Source organism: Lujinxingia vulgaris (assembly GCF_007997015.1).
Classification (GTDB): Bacteria; Myxococcota_A; Bradymonadia; order Bradymonadales; family Bradymonadaceae; genus Lujinxingia; species Lujinxingia vulgaris.
Genome location: NZ_VOSM01000009.1, coordinates 44,299 through 64,636 on the forward strand (window position 1 = coordinate 44,299; position 20,338 = coordinate 64,636).

The following is a 20,338-nucleotide window of genomic DNA, read 5'->3' on the forward strand; positions in this document are numbered from 1 at the left end:
CTGCCCGCTCCCCCACCCGCCTCTGGGATCCGGAGCACCTTTGAAGTACGCTGCCGGCGTCTGCTGCCTATATTCGGCCTGAGCTGGACGGCCAGCGCCGAAGGCGCGCCGCCCCAACGACGTAACGACGAGGTCACCCATGAGCCAGAACGACGACTACTCCGAAGAGTTCCTCGAAGAGATGCGCCTTGCGCTGGAGGCCCAACGCCAGGAGCTGGTGCGCAGCAACAACCTCACCCGCAACGAGCTGCGCGACAACGACCGTGAGCCCCGCGACTCCATCGACGAGTCCACCGACGAGCAGGGCAACGCCACCGAACTTCGCCTCCAGGACCGCGAGCGCAACCTCCTCAACAAGGTCAACGACGCCATCTTCCGTCTGGACACCGGCGAATACGGCTACTGCGACGAATGCGGCGACCCCATCGGAAAGGCGCGCCTGCGCGCCCGCCCCATGGCCGAGCTCTGCATCGAGTGCAAAGAAGACCAGGAGCGCGAAGAGCGCCGCCAGCACGCCGTGCGCCCGGGCATGTTCTCGGCACTGGAGTAAGGTTTAAGCGCGACACCCCGCACAGCAAAAAGCCACCATCCGCCCGGCGGATGGTGGCTTTTTTCATGACCCCTCGAACCTGTTGCTTGCTTCTTTGCTCAGGCCCGCGCGCGCTCGGCGGCCTTCGACCACCGCCCCTCATAGAAGCGGTTGTTGGCCCGAAACCCGAAGTTCTCATACATGCGAATCGCCGGGGCGTTCTCCACCTGCACGTTAAGCGCCACCAGCGAGACGCGCTCAAAGAGCTCTTCGAGAAGTCGCGCGGTACACGCCGTCGCCAGACCCTGGCCCCGCCGCTCGGAGTGGGTCACCAGGTTGCCGATCACCGCGATATCATGCGTCTCACTGACCACATGCACCCCGGCAATGCTCACCAGATCGCCCTCCTCATCGCGAATCCCGAAGTAAAGCCCCGTCTCCAGCTGGTAGGGCTCAAAGAAGTTGTCGGGATAATGCTCATAGAGCGCCATGATCTGGGCGGTGTCGCGATGGCCCAGACGCTCCACGCGCTCATCGCGCACCCCCGGCTCAAAATGCTCCCGCTCAAGCCCCATGCGGATCATCGCCTCGGCCTGCCCCACCTCAAAGGTCGAGGTCAGATCGGCCATCTGCGTCTCCAGCACATGGAAATGAAAACGCTCCGGCACCACCTCGTAGCAGGCCTGCAGAAAGTCGGGCAGATCCTCGCCACGCCCGCTGGTAAAGACCACCGGCAGGCTCAGGCCCCGGTAAACCAGCATCAGGTTGGCGATCTTGCCCTGCTCATCGCGTGAGCCGTACCAGCGGCAGAACTGGAAATAAGAGGGATCGAGGTTGCCGAGCAAATAAGCGTTGGCCAGTCGATCCTGCACCAAAAACTCTCGCAGCTCTTCGCGCTCGGTAAGCTCTTCGACAGCCATGGGGGCACTCCGGTTGCACGCCCGCCCCGCCACACTCCAGCAGGGAGCGAAACGGGGGTGTAGGCGAAAAAAATCGCGGCGCGTGGCGCCTCAGTGGCGGCGGCCGCGTCCGTGGTCGTCACCGCGCCGGCTGCCGGGCAGGCGGGCGATTGTCGACAACCAGACTCAAGTTTACGTGGGGCGCCCGAAGACGACAACTCGCCTCGGGCGCTGCTGTGGGGGCGTTTCCCCCGGGTAAACATAAGCGCCGCGGCGTTGCATTCCCGCGCGCCTTGCCAATCCTCAGGCCACAGGTCATAACACCAACGGAACAAATTTGCAGCCCCGAAGTTCTTTTGCATGTGATGACAATGACTCAGGACTGGCTTCAACACCTCAACCCCGATCAGCGCCAGGCCGTCACCCACCCGGCCGGCCCCCTGCTGGTGCTCGCCGGCGCGGGCAGCGGCAAGACCCGCGTGCTCACCCACCGCATCGCGTATCTTATCGCCGAGCAGGGCGTCGCACCGCATCAGATCGTGGCGATGACCTTTACCAACAAGGCCGCCCAGGAGATGCGCGAGCGCGTCGACCAGCTCCTCGACGGCCAGGGCCAGGGTGGCCAGGTCACCATCAGCACCTTCCACAGCCTGGGCGCGCGGATTCTGCGCCGACACGCCCCGGCGGCCGGCCTGGACTGGAACTTCTCGATCTACGACGACGCCGACCAGCGCCGGCTGATCACCCGCATCCTCGATGAAGCCGGCGATGAGCGCGCCCGCGCCGACGTGCGCCGTCTGCAGAGCTACATCGACGCCTGCAAAAACCGCGGCTGGACACCCACCCAGGCCCACGAACACGCCCATGACGCCCGCGCCGAGGCCGACGCCGAGCTCTATGCCAACTACCAGCGCGCCCTCACCCATGCCGGCGCCGTCGATTTTGGTGATCTCATCCTGGGCGTGCTCGTGCTCTTTCGCGAGCACCCCGAACTCGCGAAACAATACAGCAAGCGCTGGCAGCACGTGCTCGTCGACGAGTTCCAGGACACCAACCCCGCTCAGTACGAGCTGCTCGACCACCTGACCGTCGCCCACAACAACCTCACCGTGGTCGGCGACGACGACCAGGCCATCTACCGCTGGCGCGGCGCCACCGTGGCCAACATCTTAGGGTTTGAAGACGCCAACGAAAAAGCTGCCCGGGTCAAACTCGAGCAAAACTACCGCTCCACCTCCGTGATCCTGGAGGCCGCCAACGACGTCATCGCCCGCAACGATCGCCGCCACGCCAAAAAGCTCTGGACCGAGCGCCAGGGCGGCGAGCCCATCGTGGCGTTTACCGGCGCCGACGATCGTGAGGAGGCGGCCTATGTGGCCGAGACGATCTTCGATATGGCGCGCCAGGGCGGCAACTTCGACGACGTGGCGATCTTCTACCGCACCAACGCCCAGGGCCGCCTCTTCGAGGAGCAGCTGCGCCAGTGGGGCATCCCCTACCGCATCATCGGGGGCCTGAGCTTTTATGCGCGCGAGGAGATCAAAGATCTGCTGGCGTACCTGCGCTGCGCGCTCAACCCCCGCGATGATGTGGCCACCGCCCGCGTCATCAACACCCCGCGCCGCGGCGTGGGCAAGACCACGCTCGAGAAGTTGGCCGCCGCAACGTCTGTGCCCGGCGTTGAGAGCCTGCAGGGCGCGCTCCTCCTCGCTTTGGAAGATCGCCCCGCCCAGAACGACCTCTTCGCCGCGCGTCGCCCTCGACCCTCCAACGCCACCGAGCGCCTGCTGGTGGAGAGCGTCGAGGAGCTCAGCGGCGTCTCGCGCCGCGGCATCGAGGATTTTTGGACGATCTTGGAGGCCACCCGCGACGATCTTCTCCACTACGACGAGCTCACCCCGGTGCTTGAGCGCCTCATCGAGCGCATCGCCTACTTCGAGCACCTTGAGCGCACCGACTCCGAGAGCGCCGAAGATCGCACCCGCAACGTCGGCGAGTTGTTAAGCGCCATTGAGGAGTTCGAGCAGGATCCCAACAGCGACGCGCTCATCGCCTCAGTGCAGGAGGCGATGCCCGACGACATCGACGATCTGCTCACCACCGCCCCGGCCTCGCTTCGGCTGCGCGCCTTCCTCGACCGCTCAGCGCTTGTGCAATCCACCGACGGCGACGACGGCCCCGGTCAGGCGGTGACCATGATGACGATTCACGGCTCCAAAGGCCTGGAGTTCCCCACGGTCTTTGTCGCCGGCCTCGAAGAAGAGACCTTCCCCAGCCTGCGCGACCCCGGCGACAGCGAGGAGCTCGCCGAGGAGCGCCGGCTGGCCTACGTGGCCATCACCCGCGCCGAAGATCGTCTGTACATGACCAACGCGCGCCGGCGGCGCGTCTACGGGCAGTTCAAAGACACCGAACCCAGCCGCTTCTTGCTCGACATCGATCCGAGCCGCCTCATCATCGACCCGCGCAGCGCCGCAAAAGAGCTCGACTACGCCCGCGACCGTCGAAAACGTCTGGGCGCCCCCCACGGCGAGTTCCCCGAGCCGCATATCCCCTCCCAGGGCGCGGCGGCCTACGACTTCAACCAGGCCCCGGCCTCCGACGAGCACCTGGCCCAGGACACCCCCGACTGGGAGTCGAGCTTCTCGCAGACCCCGCAGGAGTGGGACGTCACCCACACCCCCTCCGGCGACGACCAGCTCATCGGCGTGACCGTCAGCCACACCCGCTTCGGCATTGGCGAGGTCGTGGGCGTCTCGGGCTCCGGCGACAAAGCCCGACTGACCGTCGACTTTCCGGCGGTAGGTCAGCAGACGGTGATTCGCAAGTTCTTGAAAGTGTTGGGATAATCGACCCACGCATGTGACCCACGGTCACTTTTTCAGCCGACCCACGGTCACCCTAAAGACCGACCCACGGTCACTTTTTCAGCTGACCCACGGTCACCCTAAAGACCGACCCACGGTCACCTTTTCAGCCGACCCACGGTCACCTTTTCAGCTGACCCACGGTCACCTCCCAAACCGACCCACGGTCACCTCCCAACCGACCCACGGTCACCTCCCAGACCGACCCACGGTCACCTCCCAAACCGACCCACGGTCACCTCCCAAACCGACCCACGGTCACCTCTCAACCGACCCACAGTCACCTTTTTTACCGACCCACGGTCACCTCCCAACCGACCCACGGTCACCTTTTCAGCCGACCCACGGTCACTTTTTCTGACCCACGGTCACCCTAAAGACCGACCCACGGTCACCTCCCAACCGACCCACGGTCACCCTAAAGACCGACCCACGGTCACCTCCCAGACCGACCCACGGTCACCTTTTCAGCCGCCCCACGGTCACCTCCCAAACCGACCCACGGTCACCTCCCAAACCGACCCACGGTCACTTTTTCAGCTGACCCACGGTCACCTCCCAGACCGACCCACGGTCACCGATCGATGAGAATTGGCGCCATAAAAAACGCCCACCCGGAGCTCCGGGTGGGCGTTTTTTATGACCCTTTAAAAGCGGCGTCACAGAAGCGACCTGCTCAAGTTGCGCCGCGTCACAGAAGCGACCTGCTCAAGCTGAGCCGCCTCTCAAAAGCGACCTAAACGAACGACCTCGCACAAACGATGCCGCCGGCCGAAAGGTCTTAACCTTCCTGAATCGCCGAGATCAGCGCCTGGGTGTAGGCCTTGGTGTTGGCCGTTCCGCCCAGGTCACCGGTACGCGTCGAGGGGCTGGCCAGCGCCTTGGTGATGGCCTTCTCCAGCAACTTCCCTTCGTTCACATAACCCAGGTGACCCAGCATCATGCCCGCCGAACGCATCAGCGCGGTGGGGTTGGCGATGCCCTGACCGGCGATGTCCGGCGCGGTACCGTGCACGGCTTCAAACATCGCGGCGCCCTCACCGATGTTCGCGCCCGGGGTCAGACCCAGCCCGCCGATAAGGCCGGCGGCCAGGTCGGAGAGGATGTCGCCAAAGAGGTTTTCCGTGACGATCACGTCAAAACGCTCCGGACGAATGACCATCTGCATGCAGCAGTTGTCGACGATCATGTCTTCGAACTCGATGTCGTCGTACTCACGCGCGATCGTCTGGCCGACCTCCAGCAGCAGCCCGTTGGACTCCTTGAGGATGTTGGCCTTATGCACCAGCGTGACCTTGGAGCGGCCCTCGCGGCGCGCGTACTCGAAGGCGTAGCGCACGATGCGCTCACAGGCCCAGCGCGTGATCAGGATGATCGTCTCGGCCGCGGCACGGTTCGGCGGGATCACGTGCTCAATACCCGCATAGGCGCCTTCGGTGTTCTCGCGCACGATCACCATGTCCACGTTGGTGTCGGAGAAGCGCGTGGTCATCGCCGGCGAGATCTTGGCCGGGCGCACGTTGGCGTACATATCGAAATGCTTGCGGATCGCCACGTTGATGCTGCGGAAGCCGGTGCCGATCGGCGTCTCCAGCGGCCCCTTAAGCACGCACTGGTTGCGGGCGATGCTCAGAAGCGTCTCTTCGGGAAGCGGAGTGCCCAGATCCTTATAAGCCCCCGAGCCGGCGCGAACTTCTTCCCACTCCAGATCGACCCCGAGGGCCTCGATCACCGAGACCGTCGCGTCGACGATCTCCGGTCCAATCCCGTCACCGCGAATCAGGGACACTTTACGGCTCATGACAACTCCCTTTACGTGATCGCCGCGCTTCTTACGCGGCGTCATTGACCTTATTCGATAGCTTCATCGCGCGCGCCTGAGGCGTCTTGCACCTTTTAAGGGGCGCGCGGCGGCGACACCATAGAAGAGCCCCACCATCGGGGTCAATAGCCCCGAAAAGGGGCCCGCCGCCTGAGCTTATCCCCCTGCCTCCTGAGCCCACCCCGGTCGCACTTCTGCGGCGGTTGCAAGGGAAACTTTTTGGTGATGAGCACCTCGGAATTACATTCATAGTGTGAATAGTGATCTCGGCTCGACTCGGGGGGAACCGGTCCGCGGTGCGCCTCGTGGGCCGAACGTCTCACGCCGCATAAGGAGGTCCACCATGGCACTATCCTGGGCACCCCGATGGCTGGTGATGCTGAGCCTTGTCGCGCTGGCCATCACCGCGTTCTCCGCACATGCGCGCGCCGCCGAACCGGCTGCGGCCGACACGACTCCCGAGGCTGACGTTCAACGCGTCGAAGATCGCGTCATCGAGGAACGCGAACGCGAAACTGACCCGGTCGAGGGCACCCAGGAACGCGAACGCCAGACCATCATCACCGAGCCGGAGTCGCCCAACTACATGGGCGTGCTCGCCAGAAACGCCTTTCTGGGCGGCATCACCGGCGGTCTTGTGGGCACGGGCGTCTACCTGCTCTCGGGGCGAGAATATACGCCCTGGACCATCGCCTACTTCGCCGGCGGCGGCATCCTGGTCGGTACGGCCGCGGGCGCCGTCGAGCTGGTCGTGCGCGAGGAGCGCAACGCCGACGCCCTGGCCGCGCGCCGCTACATGCTGGAGCACGAGCTTCCTAAAACGGTGCGCGTCCCGCTGCTGCGCATCGACTTCTAAAGGGTGCCCGGCGCAGATCCCGCCACTGCCATCTTGCGCGGCCGCGCCGCGGCCCCGGGCCGCCAGACACCCCTGTTTTGACGTTGGAGGCACCTATGGCAACAACCTCGTTGGTCCGCCTGCTTATCTCACTGGTGCTTTTGCTGACCCTTGCCCTGACCTCGGTATGGACCTGGGCGCTGCCCTCCTGAGCCCTCGCGGCGCGCCGTGCTCCTGCGGCGATGGTTGTCCTGAGCTTCACATCGGGTTAGATCCGCGCACGTTATGCCCTCGCGCCCACCGCGGGCTCTTTCCGCGCCTGACCCCCGAGCTCTTTGATGACCACGCTTCCTTTTGACGCCATCGCCCACCTCATTGAGACCGCCCAGCAGGAGCACGCGCTCAGCGATCGCGCGCTGGTGGCCGCCATTCAACTCTTCTCGCGCACCGGCGATCTTCCCGCTGCGGCCCGCGAAGATGAAGACGTCGCCCGCGCCGTACTCACTGCCACCTGGCTGCTCTTTGTGGCCGCACCCCGCCGCGCACCCCGCGCCTTTGTGACCGCCTCGATGCACCTGGAGCTGGTCAGCGCCGATGAGCGCGACTTCGACGCGATCTTCCCCGAGCTCAAAGCCCTGCTCGCCGAAGACGCCCCGGCGCTTGATGAGATCTCGGGCGAAGCCTGGCTGAGCGCCTTTAGTAAGGCGGCCGACACCGACATCGACCTCCACGCCGATCTCGACACGCTGCAGTCCCGGGTCGATGCGCCGCTGGCCGTGCTCCGAGAGCACCACGAAGCCTTCACCGCCTTTGTCAGCTCCCAGATGGACGCCATCGTCGCCGGCTTCGACGAAGGCGTGCGCCGGGGCGAGCTCAGCGCCCTCGACGCCATCGACCTCCCGGAAGGCTTTGATCGCGACGACCCGAACGCCCTTCGCAACCTGGCCGATGAGCGCATGCAGCTTGGCGACGTCCAGTCGGCCGAGGCCCTCCTCTCCCGCTTCGTCGAGCTCAACCCCGAGGACATCGACGCGCTCGTCGAGCGAGGCATCGCCCGCGGCGCCCTCGAAGATCTGCGCGGCGCCCAGGACGACTTCGATCGCGCCCTTAAGCTCGACCCGACCTCGGTGGCCGCTCGCATCAACCGCGCGCTCACCCACCACGCGCTCGGCCAGGTCGAAGCCGCCATCGCCGACTACGACGCCGCCCTCGAACAGGTCGACGACGACGCCGACCTCTGGATCAACCGCGCCGTCGCCCGCTTTGCCAGCAACAACTTCTCCGGTGCCATGGCCGACCTCAACCGCGCGCTGGAGCTCAACGACCGCCACCTCATCGCCCTCTTCCAGCGCGGCAACGTGCGCCGGGTGCTAGGCGAGCTGGGCTACGCGCTGCAAGACTACGAGAAGGCCATTCAGATCAAGCCCGACTTCGTCGACGTCTACGCCGCCCGCGGCTACCTCTACCTCCAGCTCGAGGAGCCCCAGAAAGCCGCCGCCGACTTCGGGCTCGCCATCGGTTTTGAGCCCTCCGAGCCGATGCACTACTACAACCGCGCCCACGCCCGCCTGCTCGACCAGGACTTCAAAGGCGCCATCGCCGACTACGACGCCGCCCTGGAGCTCGCCCCCGACGATGTCGAAGCACTGGCCAACCGCGGCGGCGCCCGCATGATCGACGGCGACCTGGAAGGCGCCATTGAGGATTGGGAGCGCGCCATCGAGATCGATCCCTACTACCCCACGCCCTACCTCAAGCGCGCCGCGATGTGGATCGCTGCCGAAGAAAACGAACAGGCCGCAAGCGACCTGGCCGCCGCCCTGGAGTGCGCCCCCGAAAACTGGGAGCACCGAAAAGACGTGCAAGAAACCCTCGACGAGATCCTCGCCGAGCTGGGCTTCGACGCGCCTAACTGAGACGGGCAATCGCCTGAGTCGCAGCTCGCCACCCGCAAAAAAGCCGCCCGAAGGGGCGGCTTTTTTGATCAGCAAAACGCGTCGTACGCAGACGCCATCAGAACTTCGGCTTCATCGCCTGAAACGCCTCTCGCCCATCGCGGGTCGGCGTCTGCGGCAGCTGAGCGATGAGCGCTTCGATGCGCTCAATGCGATCATCGGCGTGAGGGTGGGTGAGCAAAAACTCGGGAAGCTGCGGCCCGTCGCCCTCGAGCTTTCTGAAGAAGGTCACAAAGCCGTGCGGGTCGTAATCCATACGCACCATATAACGCAGCCCCCACTCATCGGCGTCGCGCTCATGATCACGGCTGTACTTGAGCATAAAGCCCTGGGCGGCCACCGCCCCCACCAGCTGACCGAGCAGCCCGGGGTTCTGCCCCAGCGCGAGCTGCGCCAGCGCGTCGATGCCATAGGCCGTCACAAGACGCTGCGCGATATGGCGGCGCGTCACATGCGCCACCTCATGGGAGAGCACCGCGACAAGCTCCGACTCGCTCTCCATCGCCCGCAAGAGCCCGGAGTAGACGTAGATACCGCCGCCCGGGATCGCAAACGCGTTGATCTGCGAGGGGTCGTCGACCACCTTAAACCTGAACGCCAGCCCGCTTGGGCGGTTGGGCACCGCGCGCACCACCTGCTCACCGAGCTGCTGCACATAGCGCTGCACCTCGGCGTCCGGGTGCATCGTAAGCTCCTTCTCCAGCTCATCGGCCATCTGGCGGCCCATGGCCACCTCATCGCTGATCGGTACCAGCGCATCGGCCGCCGCCCGCCCCGGGGTGGTCGCACAACCCAGCGCGTTCACGCCCGACCCCAGCGTGAGCACCATCAACACCATCGTCATCCATCGTCGCATTGCTTCCTCCAGCCTCATCGAAGCCCGCTCCCGGGCCACACAGTCATTTAAAGACGCATCAAGCGCGTATAGATTTAATCAAGCAACGCGCGCCGACAACCTCGAAGGCCACTGGCCGTGGAATGCCGCCGCGTCTACCCTGCGTTTCTTACTCGCAACCCCGAGGTGCGCTTCCTCACACCGAGACGCGCCTCAACGCCCAACTTCGGAGAGAGCTATGTGTCTGATCTGCGTAGAGTTCGCAAAAGAACGCATGACCCCGCTTGAAGCCCGCCGCGCCCTTGGCGAGATGATCGAGGGCATGGAGCCCGAACACGTCGCCGAGGTCGAGGCGATGCTCACCGAGGCCGAAGAGGCGCAGGCTGACGAGGACTAGCCTCACCACACCTTACGGATCTTCATCCGGTGAACCTCCAGTCGCCAAAAAGCGCCGCGAAAGCGGCGCTTTTTTGTCGCACAAGCGTAAGAGCGTTGACGGGTGCAACGTCTTTCCCGTGAGTAGATTCTGTCCCTGCGCTGGTGAGCGTGCCCTCGATTGCAAGCGAACAGACGGACGCCCATCTACTACCGTCAATCGTATTTGACATCTACTATCGCCGCTCGTAAGATATGGGGCGGCACAGGTGACCGCCCCTCGTACCCTGATCTGGAGTTCATCGTGAAAGGCATCCGAATTCGACCCGAGCAACAGGGGCTTCGCACCTCGCTCTTCGACCTCGAAGCCGAGATTATGGAGATCGTCTGGGACGAAGGCTGGGAAGAATTCGCTGTAGCGGACGTCCACCGAATCCTCGAGACCCAGCGCGAGATCGCATACACGACGGTCATGACGACCATAAGCCGACTCTACGACAAAGATCTTTTAACGCGCCGCAAAGAAGGACGACGCTACCTCTACACCGCGATCATGAGCCGTACCGAGTTCATTGAGGCGATGACGCGAGAAGTATTGGAGAGCCTCCCACCGGTTGGACAGAAAGCGGCCGTTGCTCTTCTCGTGGAGCGGGTCGCCCAGGCTGACCACGATGAGCTCGACCGCCTCGAAGCCTTGATCCGCAAGCGGAGAAAACACGATGAATGAAGTGTATTTCCCGCTGGCGGCAGTAGCGACGACCTTCTTTGTTGTGATCCCGTTATTAACGCTCCTCTGCCGTGGAGCGCTGGCCTGGAGCCGTCGACGCACGTCGTCCTGGGCGAATTTTGGCTCCGAGACAACCTTTGGCTGGCTCGTTGCGCCAACTCTTCTGCCGATTTTATGGCTGACCTCGTCTGCATTGCATCAGAGTGAACCGGGCATCGCCGCAGATCCCTGTCTGATGGATCATGTGGCAACGACCTGTGTCGACACGTTTATGCTTCTGGGATTCATGCTGGCAGGCATCGTTTTGACCGTCGGCGTGCGGCTCTGGCGAGAGTGGCCACAAACACCGTTGCACCGCCTCGGTGATGCGCATGAATTGAGCCAAAGCATTGGCTTGATCGCCAGAAACGATGCGTATTTGCGCTCGCTTCGCATCGCCGTAGTCGAACACTCCACCGAGCCCATTTTCACGCTCGGGCTCTTGCGGCCCATCGTCGTGATGGATGCGTGCTTTGTCAGAGACGCGGACGCCTCGATGTTGCGGGCCGCGCTCCTGCACGAGTATGCGCACATCACCGGGCTCGATACTCTGCGCAGCTTCATGATCAGGCTGTGTCTGAGCGTTAATCCAGCGGGATCGTTGCTCCAGGCAGACTTCGCTCGTTGGCGCAGCGCTCGAGAGGCGCTCTGCGATACAGAGGCCGTTCATCACGGCGGAGAACCCCTGGCGCTTGCCGAGAGCATCGTCAAGGCCGCCCGATTTCGCTGTGGCGCGCTGCTCCCAAACGCCGCTGCCTTATGCGGTGACAATGCGATCGCGCTTCGACTCCGAGTCACACTTCTACTCGACGGACCGCCTGCACCTGTAAAGACGTTGGGACATATCATCCTCCTGCTTACGGCCCTCGCCATCTTCGGCGTGCCTCATCTGGAGGGCTTCGGCCTGCTCGAACACTTCCACTTCGAAGTTGAGCGCGTGCTCCATCTCCACCAGTGACCTGAGGTTTGAATGCTCGACCTTTCTTTCGCGAAAAAAGTTGCGCGCCTTACTACTATCGCCGGTAGTACTTTACTCTTTTCGTGCGCCACAATCGACGCCGAAACCCAACTCCCTGAGCCCGGCAAATTCGCCCCGGCCGAGCTTACCCGGCCCTACGTACCGACCGGTGAGCCCGTTGATCCGTCTGCGGCCTCCGCGATGACACTTGAGGAGCTGCTCGTCTTCGCCGACAGCGAATCGCCGGCAATCCAAACCGTGTTGGCCCGCATGGGCATCGCTGATGCGCAGGTGAGCGGAGCGAAGATCCTTTTCCCGGACAATCCCGAGTTGAGTTTTGGTGTGGGGCAACGCCGCGCGGCTGGCGCGAGCGCTTTTGAGTTTGAAGCCTCCATTCAGCAGCGCCTCGAAATCGCCGGCGAACCCGGTCTTCGACTTGACGCTGCTCGGGACCAACAGAAGCTGCGAGAAGCCGATGTCCAAGAGGTTCGTTGGAGCGTGCATGTCGAGGTGCACAGACTCTTTGTGGATATTCTGCTTGTTCGCGAGCGACTGGAACAAGCCGAGCGCTTCGTCGAATTTGCCGAGTCCATGCGAGATATCGCCGCGCGCCAGGTCGAAGCGGGAGAGTCATCGCCACTGATCCTGCTCGTGGCCGAAGCGGACCTGGCGCAGACGCGCGAGGCCGTAATCGAAGCCAGACGATCGCTGGAGGGGCTCACCACTCGCCTTGCCGCCGTGATCGGGTGGCCGCAACTCGAACTCCCCCCTGTTGAGGGCACACTGCCACCGCTCCGTGCCGCACCGAATCCCTCCGACTTACTCACGTTGATGGCCGAGCATCATCCGGAGCTCCGCACACGCGAGCTTGCGGTGCTCGCCGAGCAACGCCGTCTGGCGCTCGAGCATCGCGAAGCCTGGCCCGAGCCCACGCTCGGACTTTCGTTCGGTCGCGAGGCCGCACTCGGCCCGGAGGCGGGCACCAACCTGTGGCTCATTAACATGAGCCTTCCCCTTCCCTTCTGGCGCAGAAATCAGGAGGGGCGAGCTCTGGCTCAAGCCAGACTTCAGATCGCCGACAGCGAGCGCGCTGCCACCGCAGCGAGATTGCGCGCGGAGCTGACCGAAGCGGCCATCGCAATGAACGCTGCGGCCGAACGCGTCACGCTTTATGAGACCAGCGTGGTTCCTCAACTCGAGGAGAACCTCGCCTTGCTGCAGCGCGCCTTCGAGTTGGGCGAGGTCGACGTGCATCAGGTCTCGCAAACCCGGGAGCGACTCCTTAACGCCACCGGTCAGTACATCGATGCGCGCATCACCTATTACGAAAGCGCCGCGATGCTTGAAGGACTCGTAGGCACAGAAATCTGGACCAACGACACCGAGAATACCCCATGAAAACACACCTACTACCCCTCATAGTATGTGCTCTGGTGATGGGAACGGGATGCGATACGTCCGTCCCCCCGGAGCACCCCGAGGAATCACATAAGTCCCACGCCGACCACGATGAGCACGAGGGTGAGGAGCACAACCATCAAGAACACGGCGCCGGCCATGAAGAGTCGGGCGCTGAAGCCGGTCATCCGGAAGAAAATCACGACGATGCGACCCACGACGAAGCATCGCACGCCGACGAAGAGTCCGTCGTCACACTATCGCCCGAGGCGCTGGAATCGAGCAGCATTGTCATAGGAAATGCAACAGCCGGCGTCGTAACGGGGGCCTTCGAAGTGCCCGCCGAGGTGCAACATAACCCCGACCTGGTGGCCCATATCAGCCCCCTTGTCGAGGGTCAGCTTCTCAGTGTGGACGCCCTTCTGGGCGACCGAGTCGACTCCGGAGACAAACTCGCGCGGCTCAGAAGCGTCGAGCTCGGACAGGCCCGCGCCGAGCTCAGCCGCACAACCTCCATGCGCAACGTCGCTGAGGAGAACCTCGCACGGCAGCGCCAACTTCGCGCCGAGAATATCAACTCCCAGCGCAGTCTTCTGGAAGCGGAGCTGGCCTACGAGCAAGCGGACGCCGAGCGCGACGCCGCGCTCTCTCGTCTCCGTGTCTTTGGTCTGGAAGGCGGCTCGGGACCGGATATGGCGCTGCTCAGCCCCATTGACGGGGTGGTCGTTGAGCGCCACGCCACCCGTGGTGAAAACGTCTCCCCTGACGACACCCTTTTTATCGTCGCGAACCTGTCACGCGTCTGGGTGATCGGGCGTGTCTACGAGCAGAACATCGCAGAAGTTGCCGAAGGCATGAACGCAACCCTCACCCTGAACGCCTATCCCGGACGCACCTGGACGGGAACCGTCGACTTCGTTGGAGCCCGACTCGATGAGGCCACACGCTCGTTGCCGATCCGCGTTGAGATCGACAACCCCAACGGGCTGTTGCGGCCAGGCCTCTTTGGCTCGTTACGGCTGGCGTCAGGGGAACCCAAGGGATCCAGCGTCGTCGTGCCGCTCTCGGCGGTGCAAACGCTCGACAACCGCACGGTGGTTTTTGTCCCCGGCGACGCTGAGGGCGAATTCGAGGCGCGCCCGGTCACGCTCGGCCGAGAAAGCGATGATCAAGCCGAGGTACTTGAGGGGCTCCAGCCAGGCACACCCATCGTGGTAAACGGAGCCTTCATCATCAAATCACAGCTGATGCGTGGCGAACTGGGTCACGGACACGCGCACTGAGGATACCATGGACCGCTTTGTAGCATTCTGTATACGGCATCGTTTCCTGGTCATCTTCGGCGTCTTGCTCGTCGGCGCACTCGGTGTGCGCGCCGCACAGCAGCTTCCGATCGATGCCGTGCCTGACGTCACCAATGTGCAGGTTCAGGTGCTTACCAACGCACCCTCTCTCGGACCTGTCGAAGTTGAGCACTACGTCACGGTCCCCGTGGAGACGGTGATGAGCGGGCTACCGCGGGTGGAGGAAGTACGCAGCCTCTCGCGTTTTGGCCTCTCCGCCGTCACGGTCGTTTTTGAGGAAGGTACCAATATCTACTTCGCCCGGCAGATGGTCTCCGAACGACTCACTGAGGCTCGTGAGGCGATCCCGGAGGGCTATGGCTCGCCGGAGATGGGGCCGATCTCCACCGGGCTCGGCGAGATCTACCAGTTCGAAGTTCGTGGCGACCCGATGTGCCCTGAGGGAGGCCCTGACACCGAGTCTTGCTACACGCTGATGGAGCTGCGCACGATCCTCGACTGGTACGTCGCCTTTCAGTTGCGGCCGATTCCCGGCGTGGTGGAAGTCAACTCCTTCGGCGGCGAACTCAAGACGTATGAAGTCCAGGTCGATCCGGCGCGCCTCAATGCCCTTGGTCTGGCCCTGGGCGACGTCTTTGAGGCGCTGCAGGCCAATAATGCCAACGCCGGCGGCGGCTACATCGTTCGAGGCGGCGAGCAACGCGTGATCCGCGGTGAGGGCCTCATCACCAGTCTCGACGATGTTGGAAACGTGCGCGTGACAACGCGGCGCGACGGAACCGCCATCTACATCAAAGATATCGCCGAGGTGGCCTTCGCCCCGATGATTCGGCAGGGTGCGGTTACTCGAGACGGGCGCGGAGAGGTCGTCACCGCCTCGGTTATGATGCTCATGGGGGCAAACTCTGGGGAGGTCTCCAACGCGGTGCGCGAGCGTCTCGACGAGCTCGCGCTGGGGCTTCCCCCCGGCGTCACCATCGAGACCTACTACGACCGATCTGTGCTGGTAGACCGCACGATCCGCACCGTGGCCACGAATCTCATCGAAGGCGGCATCCTCGTCATCGTCGTGCTGCTGTTGATGCTGGGTAACCTGCGCGGTGGACTGCTGGTGGCCGCCGTCATCCCCATCTCGCTTCTGGTGACCTTTATCTCCATGCGCTACTTCGGCGTCTCGGGCAACCTGATGAGCCTGGGGGCGCTCGACTTCGGTCTGATCATCGACGGTGCCATCGTCGTCGTCGAGAACGTCTCCCGACGACTCTCCGAGAGCGGCGCAAAAGGCGACGAGGTCAAAGGCGAGGTAAGACGCGCCACCTCCCAGGTGATCCGACCGGTGCTCTTCGGTACGGCCATCATCATGATCGTCTACATCCCGATCCTCACATTGCAGGGGATTGAGGGGAAGATGTTCACCCCGATGGCGATCGCGGTGCTCTCGGCTCTTGCGGCAGCGCTGGTACTGGCCGTCACCTTTGTGCCGGCCGGAGCAAGCTGGCTCTTCCGACGAGGGTTGTCCGAGAAAGAGCCTTTCCTTGCCCGTGTCGCGCGTCGCCTCTACGACCCGGCGCTGCGCTTCGCGCTTCGCTTTCGCGCCTGGGTCATCGCAGGCGCGATCGCCGCGATGGCGCTCGGTGGCATTGTCGCGTCGACGATGGGGGCCGAGTTCATCCCCACCCTCGACGAGGGGGCCATCGCGATGCAGGCCGTTCGCCCCCCCTCCGTATCAATCGAAGAATCTGTGCAGGCCACCGGCCGCATTGAGCGTGCTCTGACTGCGGCCTTCCCCGATGAGATCGAAACGATCATCTCGCGCACCGGCCGCGCCGAGATCGCCACCGACCCCATGGGCGTGGAGATCTCCGATATTTACATCATGCTCGACCCCATCTCGGAGTGGACACGCGTTACATCCAAGACGGAGCTTGTCGCCGCGATCGAGGAAGAGCTTGAGCTACGTGTGCCCGGCCAGAACTACTCCTTCTCGCAGCCCATCGAGCTACGCACCAACGAACTTATCAGCGGCGTGCGCTCAGACATCGCGGTCAATCTCTACGGCCCTGACTTCGAGGAGCTTGAGCGCACCAGCGCCCGCGTCATGGAGGTGATCAACTCCATCGAAGGCGCCGCCGACGTGAACGTCGACCAGGTGGCCGGTCTCCCGGCGCTGCGAATCATCGTCGATCGCCAGGCGGCCGCGCGCTACGGCATCAATGCTGCCGAAGTGCTCGACGCGGTGTCTTCTATTGGCGGGCGTCAGGTGGGCGTGGTCTTTGAGGGGCAGCGGCGCTTTGCGCTGCAAGTTCGCCTCAAAGAGAGCGCTCGCGAGAACCCCGACGCCATCGAACGCATGCTCATCTCGGCCCCCGGCGGCCAACGCATTCCCCTGGGACAGGTCGCCCGGGTGATGCTCGACGAGGGCCCCGCTGTCGTCAGTCGTGAGAGCGCGCAGCGGCGCGTTACCATCCAGGTCAACGTGCGCGGGCGCGATATCGCCAGTTTTGTCAGCGAAGCGCAGGAGCGCCTGCGCGAAGAGGGCAACCTGCCCCCCGGATACTTCGTGACCTGGGGAGGGCAGTTCGAGAACCTCCAGGCCGCCACCTCTCGCCTGGCCCTCGCAGTACCCGCCGCGCTCCTGCTGATCTTCCTCCTCCTCTACACCACGTTTGGCTCCCTTCGCCCGGCGTTGATCATCTATTTGAACATCCCCATGGCGGCGGTCGGCGGGGTCCTCGCACTCTGGATACGCGGGATGCCCTTTTCGATCTCGGCTGCGGTCGGCTTTATCGCCCTCTCGGGCATCGCCGTGCTCAACGGCGTCGTGATGGTCACCTACATCCGCGATTTGCAACGCGAAGGACTCTCGTTGATGGACGCCACTGAGAAAGGTGCGCGACTTCGCCTCCGAGCCGTTCTGATGACCGCACTTACCGATGGTATCGGTTTCTTGCCCATGGCGATCTCTTCTACCGCCGGCGCAGAAGTGCAACGCCCCCTGGCCACAGTCGTGATCGGTGGCCTGGTGACGGCCACCGTGTTGACCCTGCTCGTACTCCCGGCAGTCTACAGTTTCCTCGGCGGCGACGTCCTGGATGAGGATGACGCTACGGACCACGATGACTTGGAGCGCCGAGCCACAAACACACCTCCGGCGTAAGCCTCGGTGATGAACAGGAAGTCCCATGACGGAAAAGTTGCGCCTGAAAATTCCCGTGTTGCTGCCCGAGGTCACCGATGAACGCGATCAATGCCTCACACGCATGGAGACCATGCTCGGCGACCAGGACGGCATCACCGAAGTTCATGTTGTCACCGATACCGCGCCCTCGACGTTGTGTATCCACTACGAGCCCGGCCGAATAAGCCTCCAGCGAGTTCGCGAGCTCGCGGAGGCTGCGGGTGCCCGGTTAACGAAAAAGTACGGGCATTTTCTGGCAAAAGTCTCGGAGACCTCCCATGTGGGGCGAGCGCGCAGCCGTGCTGAAAGACTCCGTAGCATCGAAGGGGTGCTGGAGGCCGAGGTCTCCGGCGCCGGTGGGCTCCGCGTCGAGTATGACCGCGATCGGGTTTCCGAGGAGGCTCTACGAGCGGCCATCGGTGAGCTCGGCCTTCATCTGAGTCACGAGTACGCCGAGCGCCGTCCTGGATCGCGACACGAACGTGCCGAGCACGTAGAGCACGACCACGGCGAAGACGCGCACCCGGAGCAAGAGTCCGAACACGCTCACCGGCACGGAAACTCGCGCGCCGAGCTCGGATTCGCCATCGCCTCGGGTGTCTTTCTTCTCATCGGATGGTTGCTCCCCAAACTCGTGGCTCTTCCTGCGGAATGGATGAACCTTCTTCCGCTCTGGGCGGCCTATGGCTTCGGGGGTTTCTTTACGGCGCGAGAAGCCTTCGAGCATATCCGAAACCGCACGTTTGAGATTGACTTCCTCATGCTCGTCGCTGCCATCGGTGCGGCGATTCTGGGCCAATGGGTTGAGGGTGGGCTGCTGCTCTTTCTGTTCAGCCTGGGCCACTCGCTGGAGCACTTCGCGATGGCCCGGGCCAGGCGCGCAATCGAGTCGCTCTCCGATCTGACGCCCCAGGACGCGACCGTGATTCGCAATGGCAGCGAACAGGTCATCTCGGTCGATGATCTTCAGGTCGGTGACCGTGTCCGCATCAAACCCAACAAACGCGTTCCGGCCGACGGCTTCGTCGTTGAGGGAGAGAGCGCAATCAATCAGGCGCCGGTCACCGGTGAGAGCGTGCCGGTGGACAAGCGACCGGTCGACGAGCCCGAACGTGCCGCAAAGCATCCCGAGAGCATCGCTCCGGAGCATCGTGTGTTTGCCGGAACCATCAATGGTGAGGGCGCGTTGACGGTTCAAGTGACCAAACGCTCCACAGACTCCGCGCTTGCCAGAGTGGTGCAAATGGTCACCGAAGCCGAGACGATGCGCTCACCCACCCAGGAGTTCACCGCAACATTTGAGCGCTACTTTGTGCCCTCGGTGCTCGCCCTTGTCGTCCTGCTACTCTTTGCGTTCATGGTGCTGGATGAGACCTTCTCCGAGAGCTTTTACCGCGCGATGGCAGTACTCGTTGCCGCAAGCCCCTGCGCGCTGGCCATCGCGACCCCCAGCGCGGTTCTCAGTAGCGTGGCTGCCGCTGGAAAGTCGGGCGTTCTCGTCAAAGGCGGCGCCCCGCTTGAGCATCTGGGACAGCTCAGCGCCATCGCCTTCGACAAAACGGGAACGCTGACCGAGGGCGAACCCCGAGTGACTTCGGTTGAGCCCTACCGTGACACAACCTCCGCGGAGTTGCTCTCCGTGGCCGTGGCCGTCGAACGGCTCAGCGACCACCCTCTGGCGGCAGCGATTGTTCGCCACGGTGAAGATAGCCCGGGTCAGGTGACGTATGAGGCTCGCGAGCTCAAGAGCGTAACCGGCCGTGGTGTCCGCGCGCGTATCCAAGACGAGTGGGTACTCGTTGGCAAGGAAGATCTCTTCGACGAGGCCGAGGGTGAGGCACTTCCCGACGATCTTCGCCAGCGCGTGCGCGAGCTCGAAACATCCGGTCAGACCACGATGATCGTGCGACGTGGCGAGCGCTACCTCGGAGCAATTGGCCTGATGGATACCCCGCGTGAGACTGCGGCGGCCATGATCACACGACTTCGGGAACTGGGAATCACCCGCATGATCATGATCTCCGGTGACAACCAGTCCGTCGCCGATGCCGTCGCCAAACACGTCGGGCTGGACGAAGCTCGAGGCGATCTGATGCCCGACGACAAAGTCAGGTTCATCAAAGATCTCGCGGAGCACGGGAAGGTCGCTATGGTTGGCGACGGTGTCAACGACGCGCCCGCGATGGCCAACGCCACCGTGGGCATCGCCATGGGCGCCGCCGGCTCAGATACCGCCCTGGAGACCGCTCAGATCGCGCTGATGGCCGACGACCTGAGCAAACTTCCCTACGCCGTGGGGCTTAGTCGAAAGACCAGTGCCATTATTCGCCAGAACTTATGGATGAGCCTGGGCATGGTGGCCTTCCTGATCCCCGCCACACTTCTGGGATTGAACATCGGACCTGCTGTCGCGTTGCATGAAGGCTCGACGGTCGTTGTCGTCTTCAATGCGCTGCGACTGTTGGCCTACCGCGATTCACATTCCTGAAACTACACGGCAATGGCCGGTGCTTCGTTTGGGCGTGAGGCTAGGCTAGAACGAAAAAGGCGCCGCTCTCGCGGCGCCTTCTGGCGTTGCACGTGGATCACACACGTCGTTCACACGACATGCATGCTC

General features: G+C 63.5%; 14 protein-coding genes. 11 read left to right on the forward strand and 3 right to left on the reverse strand.

The window, feature by feature from the left end:
* Positions 1–139 precede the first annotated feature (139 nt).
* Positions 140–550, forward strand: a complete 411-nt coding sequence (locus FRC98_RS16100) for a TraR/DksA family transcriptional regulator (protein ID WP_146982473.1) — start codon at positions 140–142, stop codon at positions 548–550.
* A 98-nt stretch (positions 551–648) separates the two neighbouring features.
* On the opposite strand, the gene FRC98_RS16105 is transcribed toward FRC98_RS16100, so the two are convergent.
* A complete protein-coding gene (locus FRC98_RS16105; protein ID WP_146982474.1) occupies positions 649–1,449 on the reverse strand; it encodes a GNAT family N-acetyltransferase in 801 nt (266 codons plus the stop codon).
* A 350-nt stretch (positions 1,450–1,799) separates the two neighbouring features.
* Here FRC98_RS16105 and FRC98_RS16110 point away from each other — a divergent pair, with 350 nt between their 5' ends.
* Positions 1,800–4,277, forward strand: coding sequence for an ATP-dependent helicase (locus FRC98_RS16110; protein ID WP_230467688.1), 2,478 nt, complete (start codon positions 1,800–1,802; stop codon positions 4,275–4,277).
* A gap of 799 nt (positions 4,278–5,076) precedes the next feature.
* On the opposite strand, the gene FRC98_RS16115 is transcribed toward FRC98_RS16110, so the two are convergent.
* Complete coding sequence (locus FRC98_RS16115; RefSeq protein WP_146982476.1) at positions 5,077–6,096, reverse strand: isocitrate/isopropylmalate dehydrogenase family protein; 1,020 nt, start codon at positions 6,094–6,096, stop codon at positions 5,077–5,079.
* Positions 6,097–6,460: 364 nt separating this feature from the next.
* On the opposite strand from FRC98_RS16115, the gene FRC98_RS16120 reads away from it, so the two are divergent.
* Both FRC98_RS16120 and FRC98_RS16125 read left to right on the forward strand, forming a co-directional pair.
* Positions 6,461–6,973, forward strand: a complete 513-nt coding sequence (locus tag FRC98_RS16120; protein WP_146982477.1) for a hypothetical protein — start codon at positions 6,461–6,463, stop codon at positions 6,971–6,973.
* 317 nt (positions 6,974–7,290) lie between these two features.
* Entirely contained in the window at positions 7,291–8,868 is a 1,578-nt protein-coding gene (locus FRC98_RS16125) for a tetratricopeptide repeat protein (RefSeq protein ID WP_146982478.1), read from the forward strand.
* A 97-nt stretch (positions 8,869–8,965) separates the two neighbouring features.
* On the opposite strand, the gene FRC98_RS16130 is transcribed toward FRC98_RS16125, so the two are convergent.
* On the reverse strand, positions 8,966–9,763 hold the full coding sequence (locus tag FRC98_RS16130) for a M48 family metallopeptidase (protein ID WP_230467689.1): 798 nt from the start codon (positions 9,761–9,763) through the stop codon (positions 8,966–8,968).
* A 217-nt stretch (positions 9,764–9,980) separates the two neighbouring features.
* On the opposite strand from FRC98_RS16130, the gene FRC98_RS21655 reads away from it, so the two are divergent.
* The 7 genes from FRC98_RS21655 to FRC98_RS16160 all read left to right on the forward strand — a co-directional run bounded on the left by FRC98_RS21655 (position 9,981) and on the right by FRC98_RS16160 (position 20,209).
* Positions 9,981–10,139 carry a hypothetical protein gene (locus FRC98_RS21655; protein ID WP_230467690.1) on the forward strand — a complete coding sequence of 53 codons (159 nt, stop codon included), beginning with the start codon at positions 9,981–9,983 and terminating at the stop codon, positions 10,137–10,139.
* 282 nt (positions 10,140–10,421) lie between these two features.
* Positions 10,422–10,844: a BlaI/MecI/CopY family transcriptional regulator gene (locus FRC98_RS16135; RefSeq protein WP_146982479.1), complete on the forward strand. Its 423-nt coding sequence runs from the start codon at positions 10,422–10,424 to the stop codon at positions 10,842–10,844.
* On the forward strand, positions 10,837–11,841 hold the full coding sequence (locus FRC98_RS16140) for a M56 family metallopeptidase (protein WP_146982480.1): 1,005 nt from the start codon (positions 10,837–10,839) through the stop codon (positions 11,839–11,841). Before FRC98_RS16135 ends, FRC98_RS16140 begins: the two co-directional genes overlap by 8 nt.
* A gap of 12 nt (positions 11,842–11,853) precedes the next feature.
* Entirely contained in the window at positions 11,854–13,239 is a 1,386-nt protein-coding gene (locus tag FRC98_RS16145; RefSeq protein WP_146982481.1) for a TolC family protein, read from the forward strand.
* A gap of 38 nt (positions 13,240–13,277) precedes the next feature.
* Positions 13,278–14,522: an efflux RND transporter periplasmic adaptor subunit gene (locus FRC98_RS16150; RefSeq protein WP_230467706.1), complete on the forward strand. Its 1,245-nt coding sequence runs from the start codon at positions 13,278–13,280 to the stop codon at positions 14,520–14,522.
* 7 nt (positions 14,523–14,529) lie between these two features.
* On the forward strand, positions 14,530–17,700 hold the full coding sequence (locus FRC98_RS16155) for an efflux RND transporter permease subunit (RefSeq protein ID WP_146982483.1): 3,171 nt from the start codon (positions 14,530–14,532) through the stop codon (positions 17,698–17,700).
* A 25-nt stretch (positions 17,701–17,725) separates the two neighbouring features.
* Complete coding sequence (locus tag FRC98_RS16160; protein ID WP_146982484.1) at positions 17,726–20,209, forward strand: heavy metal translocating P-type ATPase; 2,484 nt, start codon at positions 17,726–17,728, stop codon at positions 20,207–20,209.
* Positions 20,210–20,338 lie beyond the last annotated feature (129 nt).

Excerpts from the sequence above, each read along its gene's own strand:
- FRC98_RS16115 (WP_146982476.1), bottom strand. The coding sequence starts at position 6,096 with ATGAGCCGTAAAGTGTCCCTGATTCGCGGTGACGGGATTGGACCGGAG.
- FRC98_RS16150 (WP_230467706.1), top strand. The coding sequence starts at position 13,278 with ATGGGAACGGGATGCGATACGTCCGTCCCCCCGGAGCACCCCGAGGAA.
- FRC98_RS16105 (WP_146982474.1), bottom strand. The coding sequence starts at position 1,449 with ATGGCTGTCGAAGAGCTTACCGAGCGCGAAGAGCTGCGAGAGTTTTTG.
- FRC98_RS21655 (WP_230467690.1), top strand. The coding sequence starts at position 9,981 with ATGTGTCTGATCTGCGTAGAGTTCGCAAAAGAACGCATGACCCCGCTT.
- FRC98_RS16120 (WP_146982477.1), top strand. The coding sequence starts at position 6,461 with ATGGCACTATCCTGGGCACCCCGATGGCTGGTGATGCTGAGCCTTGTC.
- FRC98_RS16140 (WP_146982480.1), top strand. The coding sequence starts at position 10,837 with ATGAATGAAGTGTATTTCCCGCTGGCGGCAGTAGCGACGACCTTCTTT.
- FRC98_RS16145 (WP_146982481.1), top strand. The coding sequence starts at position 11,854 with ATGCTCGACCTTTCTTTCGCGAAAAAAGTTGCGCGCCTTACTACTATC.
- FRC98_RS16125 (WP_146982478.1), top strand. The coding sequence starts at position 7,291 with ATGACCACGCTTCCTTTTGACGCCATCGCCCACCTCATTGAGACCGCC.
- FRC98_RS16130 (WP_230467689.1), bottom strand. The coding sequence starts at position 9,763 with ATGCGACGATGGATGACGATGGTGTTGATGGTGCTCACGCTGGGGTCG.
- FRC98_RS16155 (WP_146982483.1), top strand. The coding sequence starts at position 14,530 with ATGGACCGCTTTGTAGCATTCTGTATACGGCATCGTTTCCTGGTCATC.
- FRC98_RS16110 (WP_230467688.1), top strand. The coding sequence starts at position 1,800 with ATGACTCAGGACTGGCTTCAACACCTCAACCCCGATCAGCGCCAGGCC.
- FRC98_RS16100 (WP_146982473.1), top strand. The coding sequence starts at position 140 with ATGAGCCAGAACGACGACTACTCCGAAGAGTTCCTCGAAGAGATGCGC.
- FRC98_RS16160 (WP_146982484.1), top strand. The coding sequence starts at position 17,726 with ATGACGGAAAAGTTGCGCCTGAAAATTCCCGTGTTGCTGCCCGAGGTC.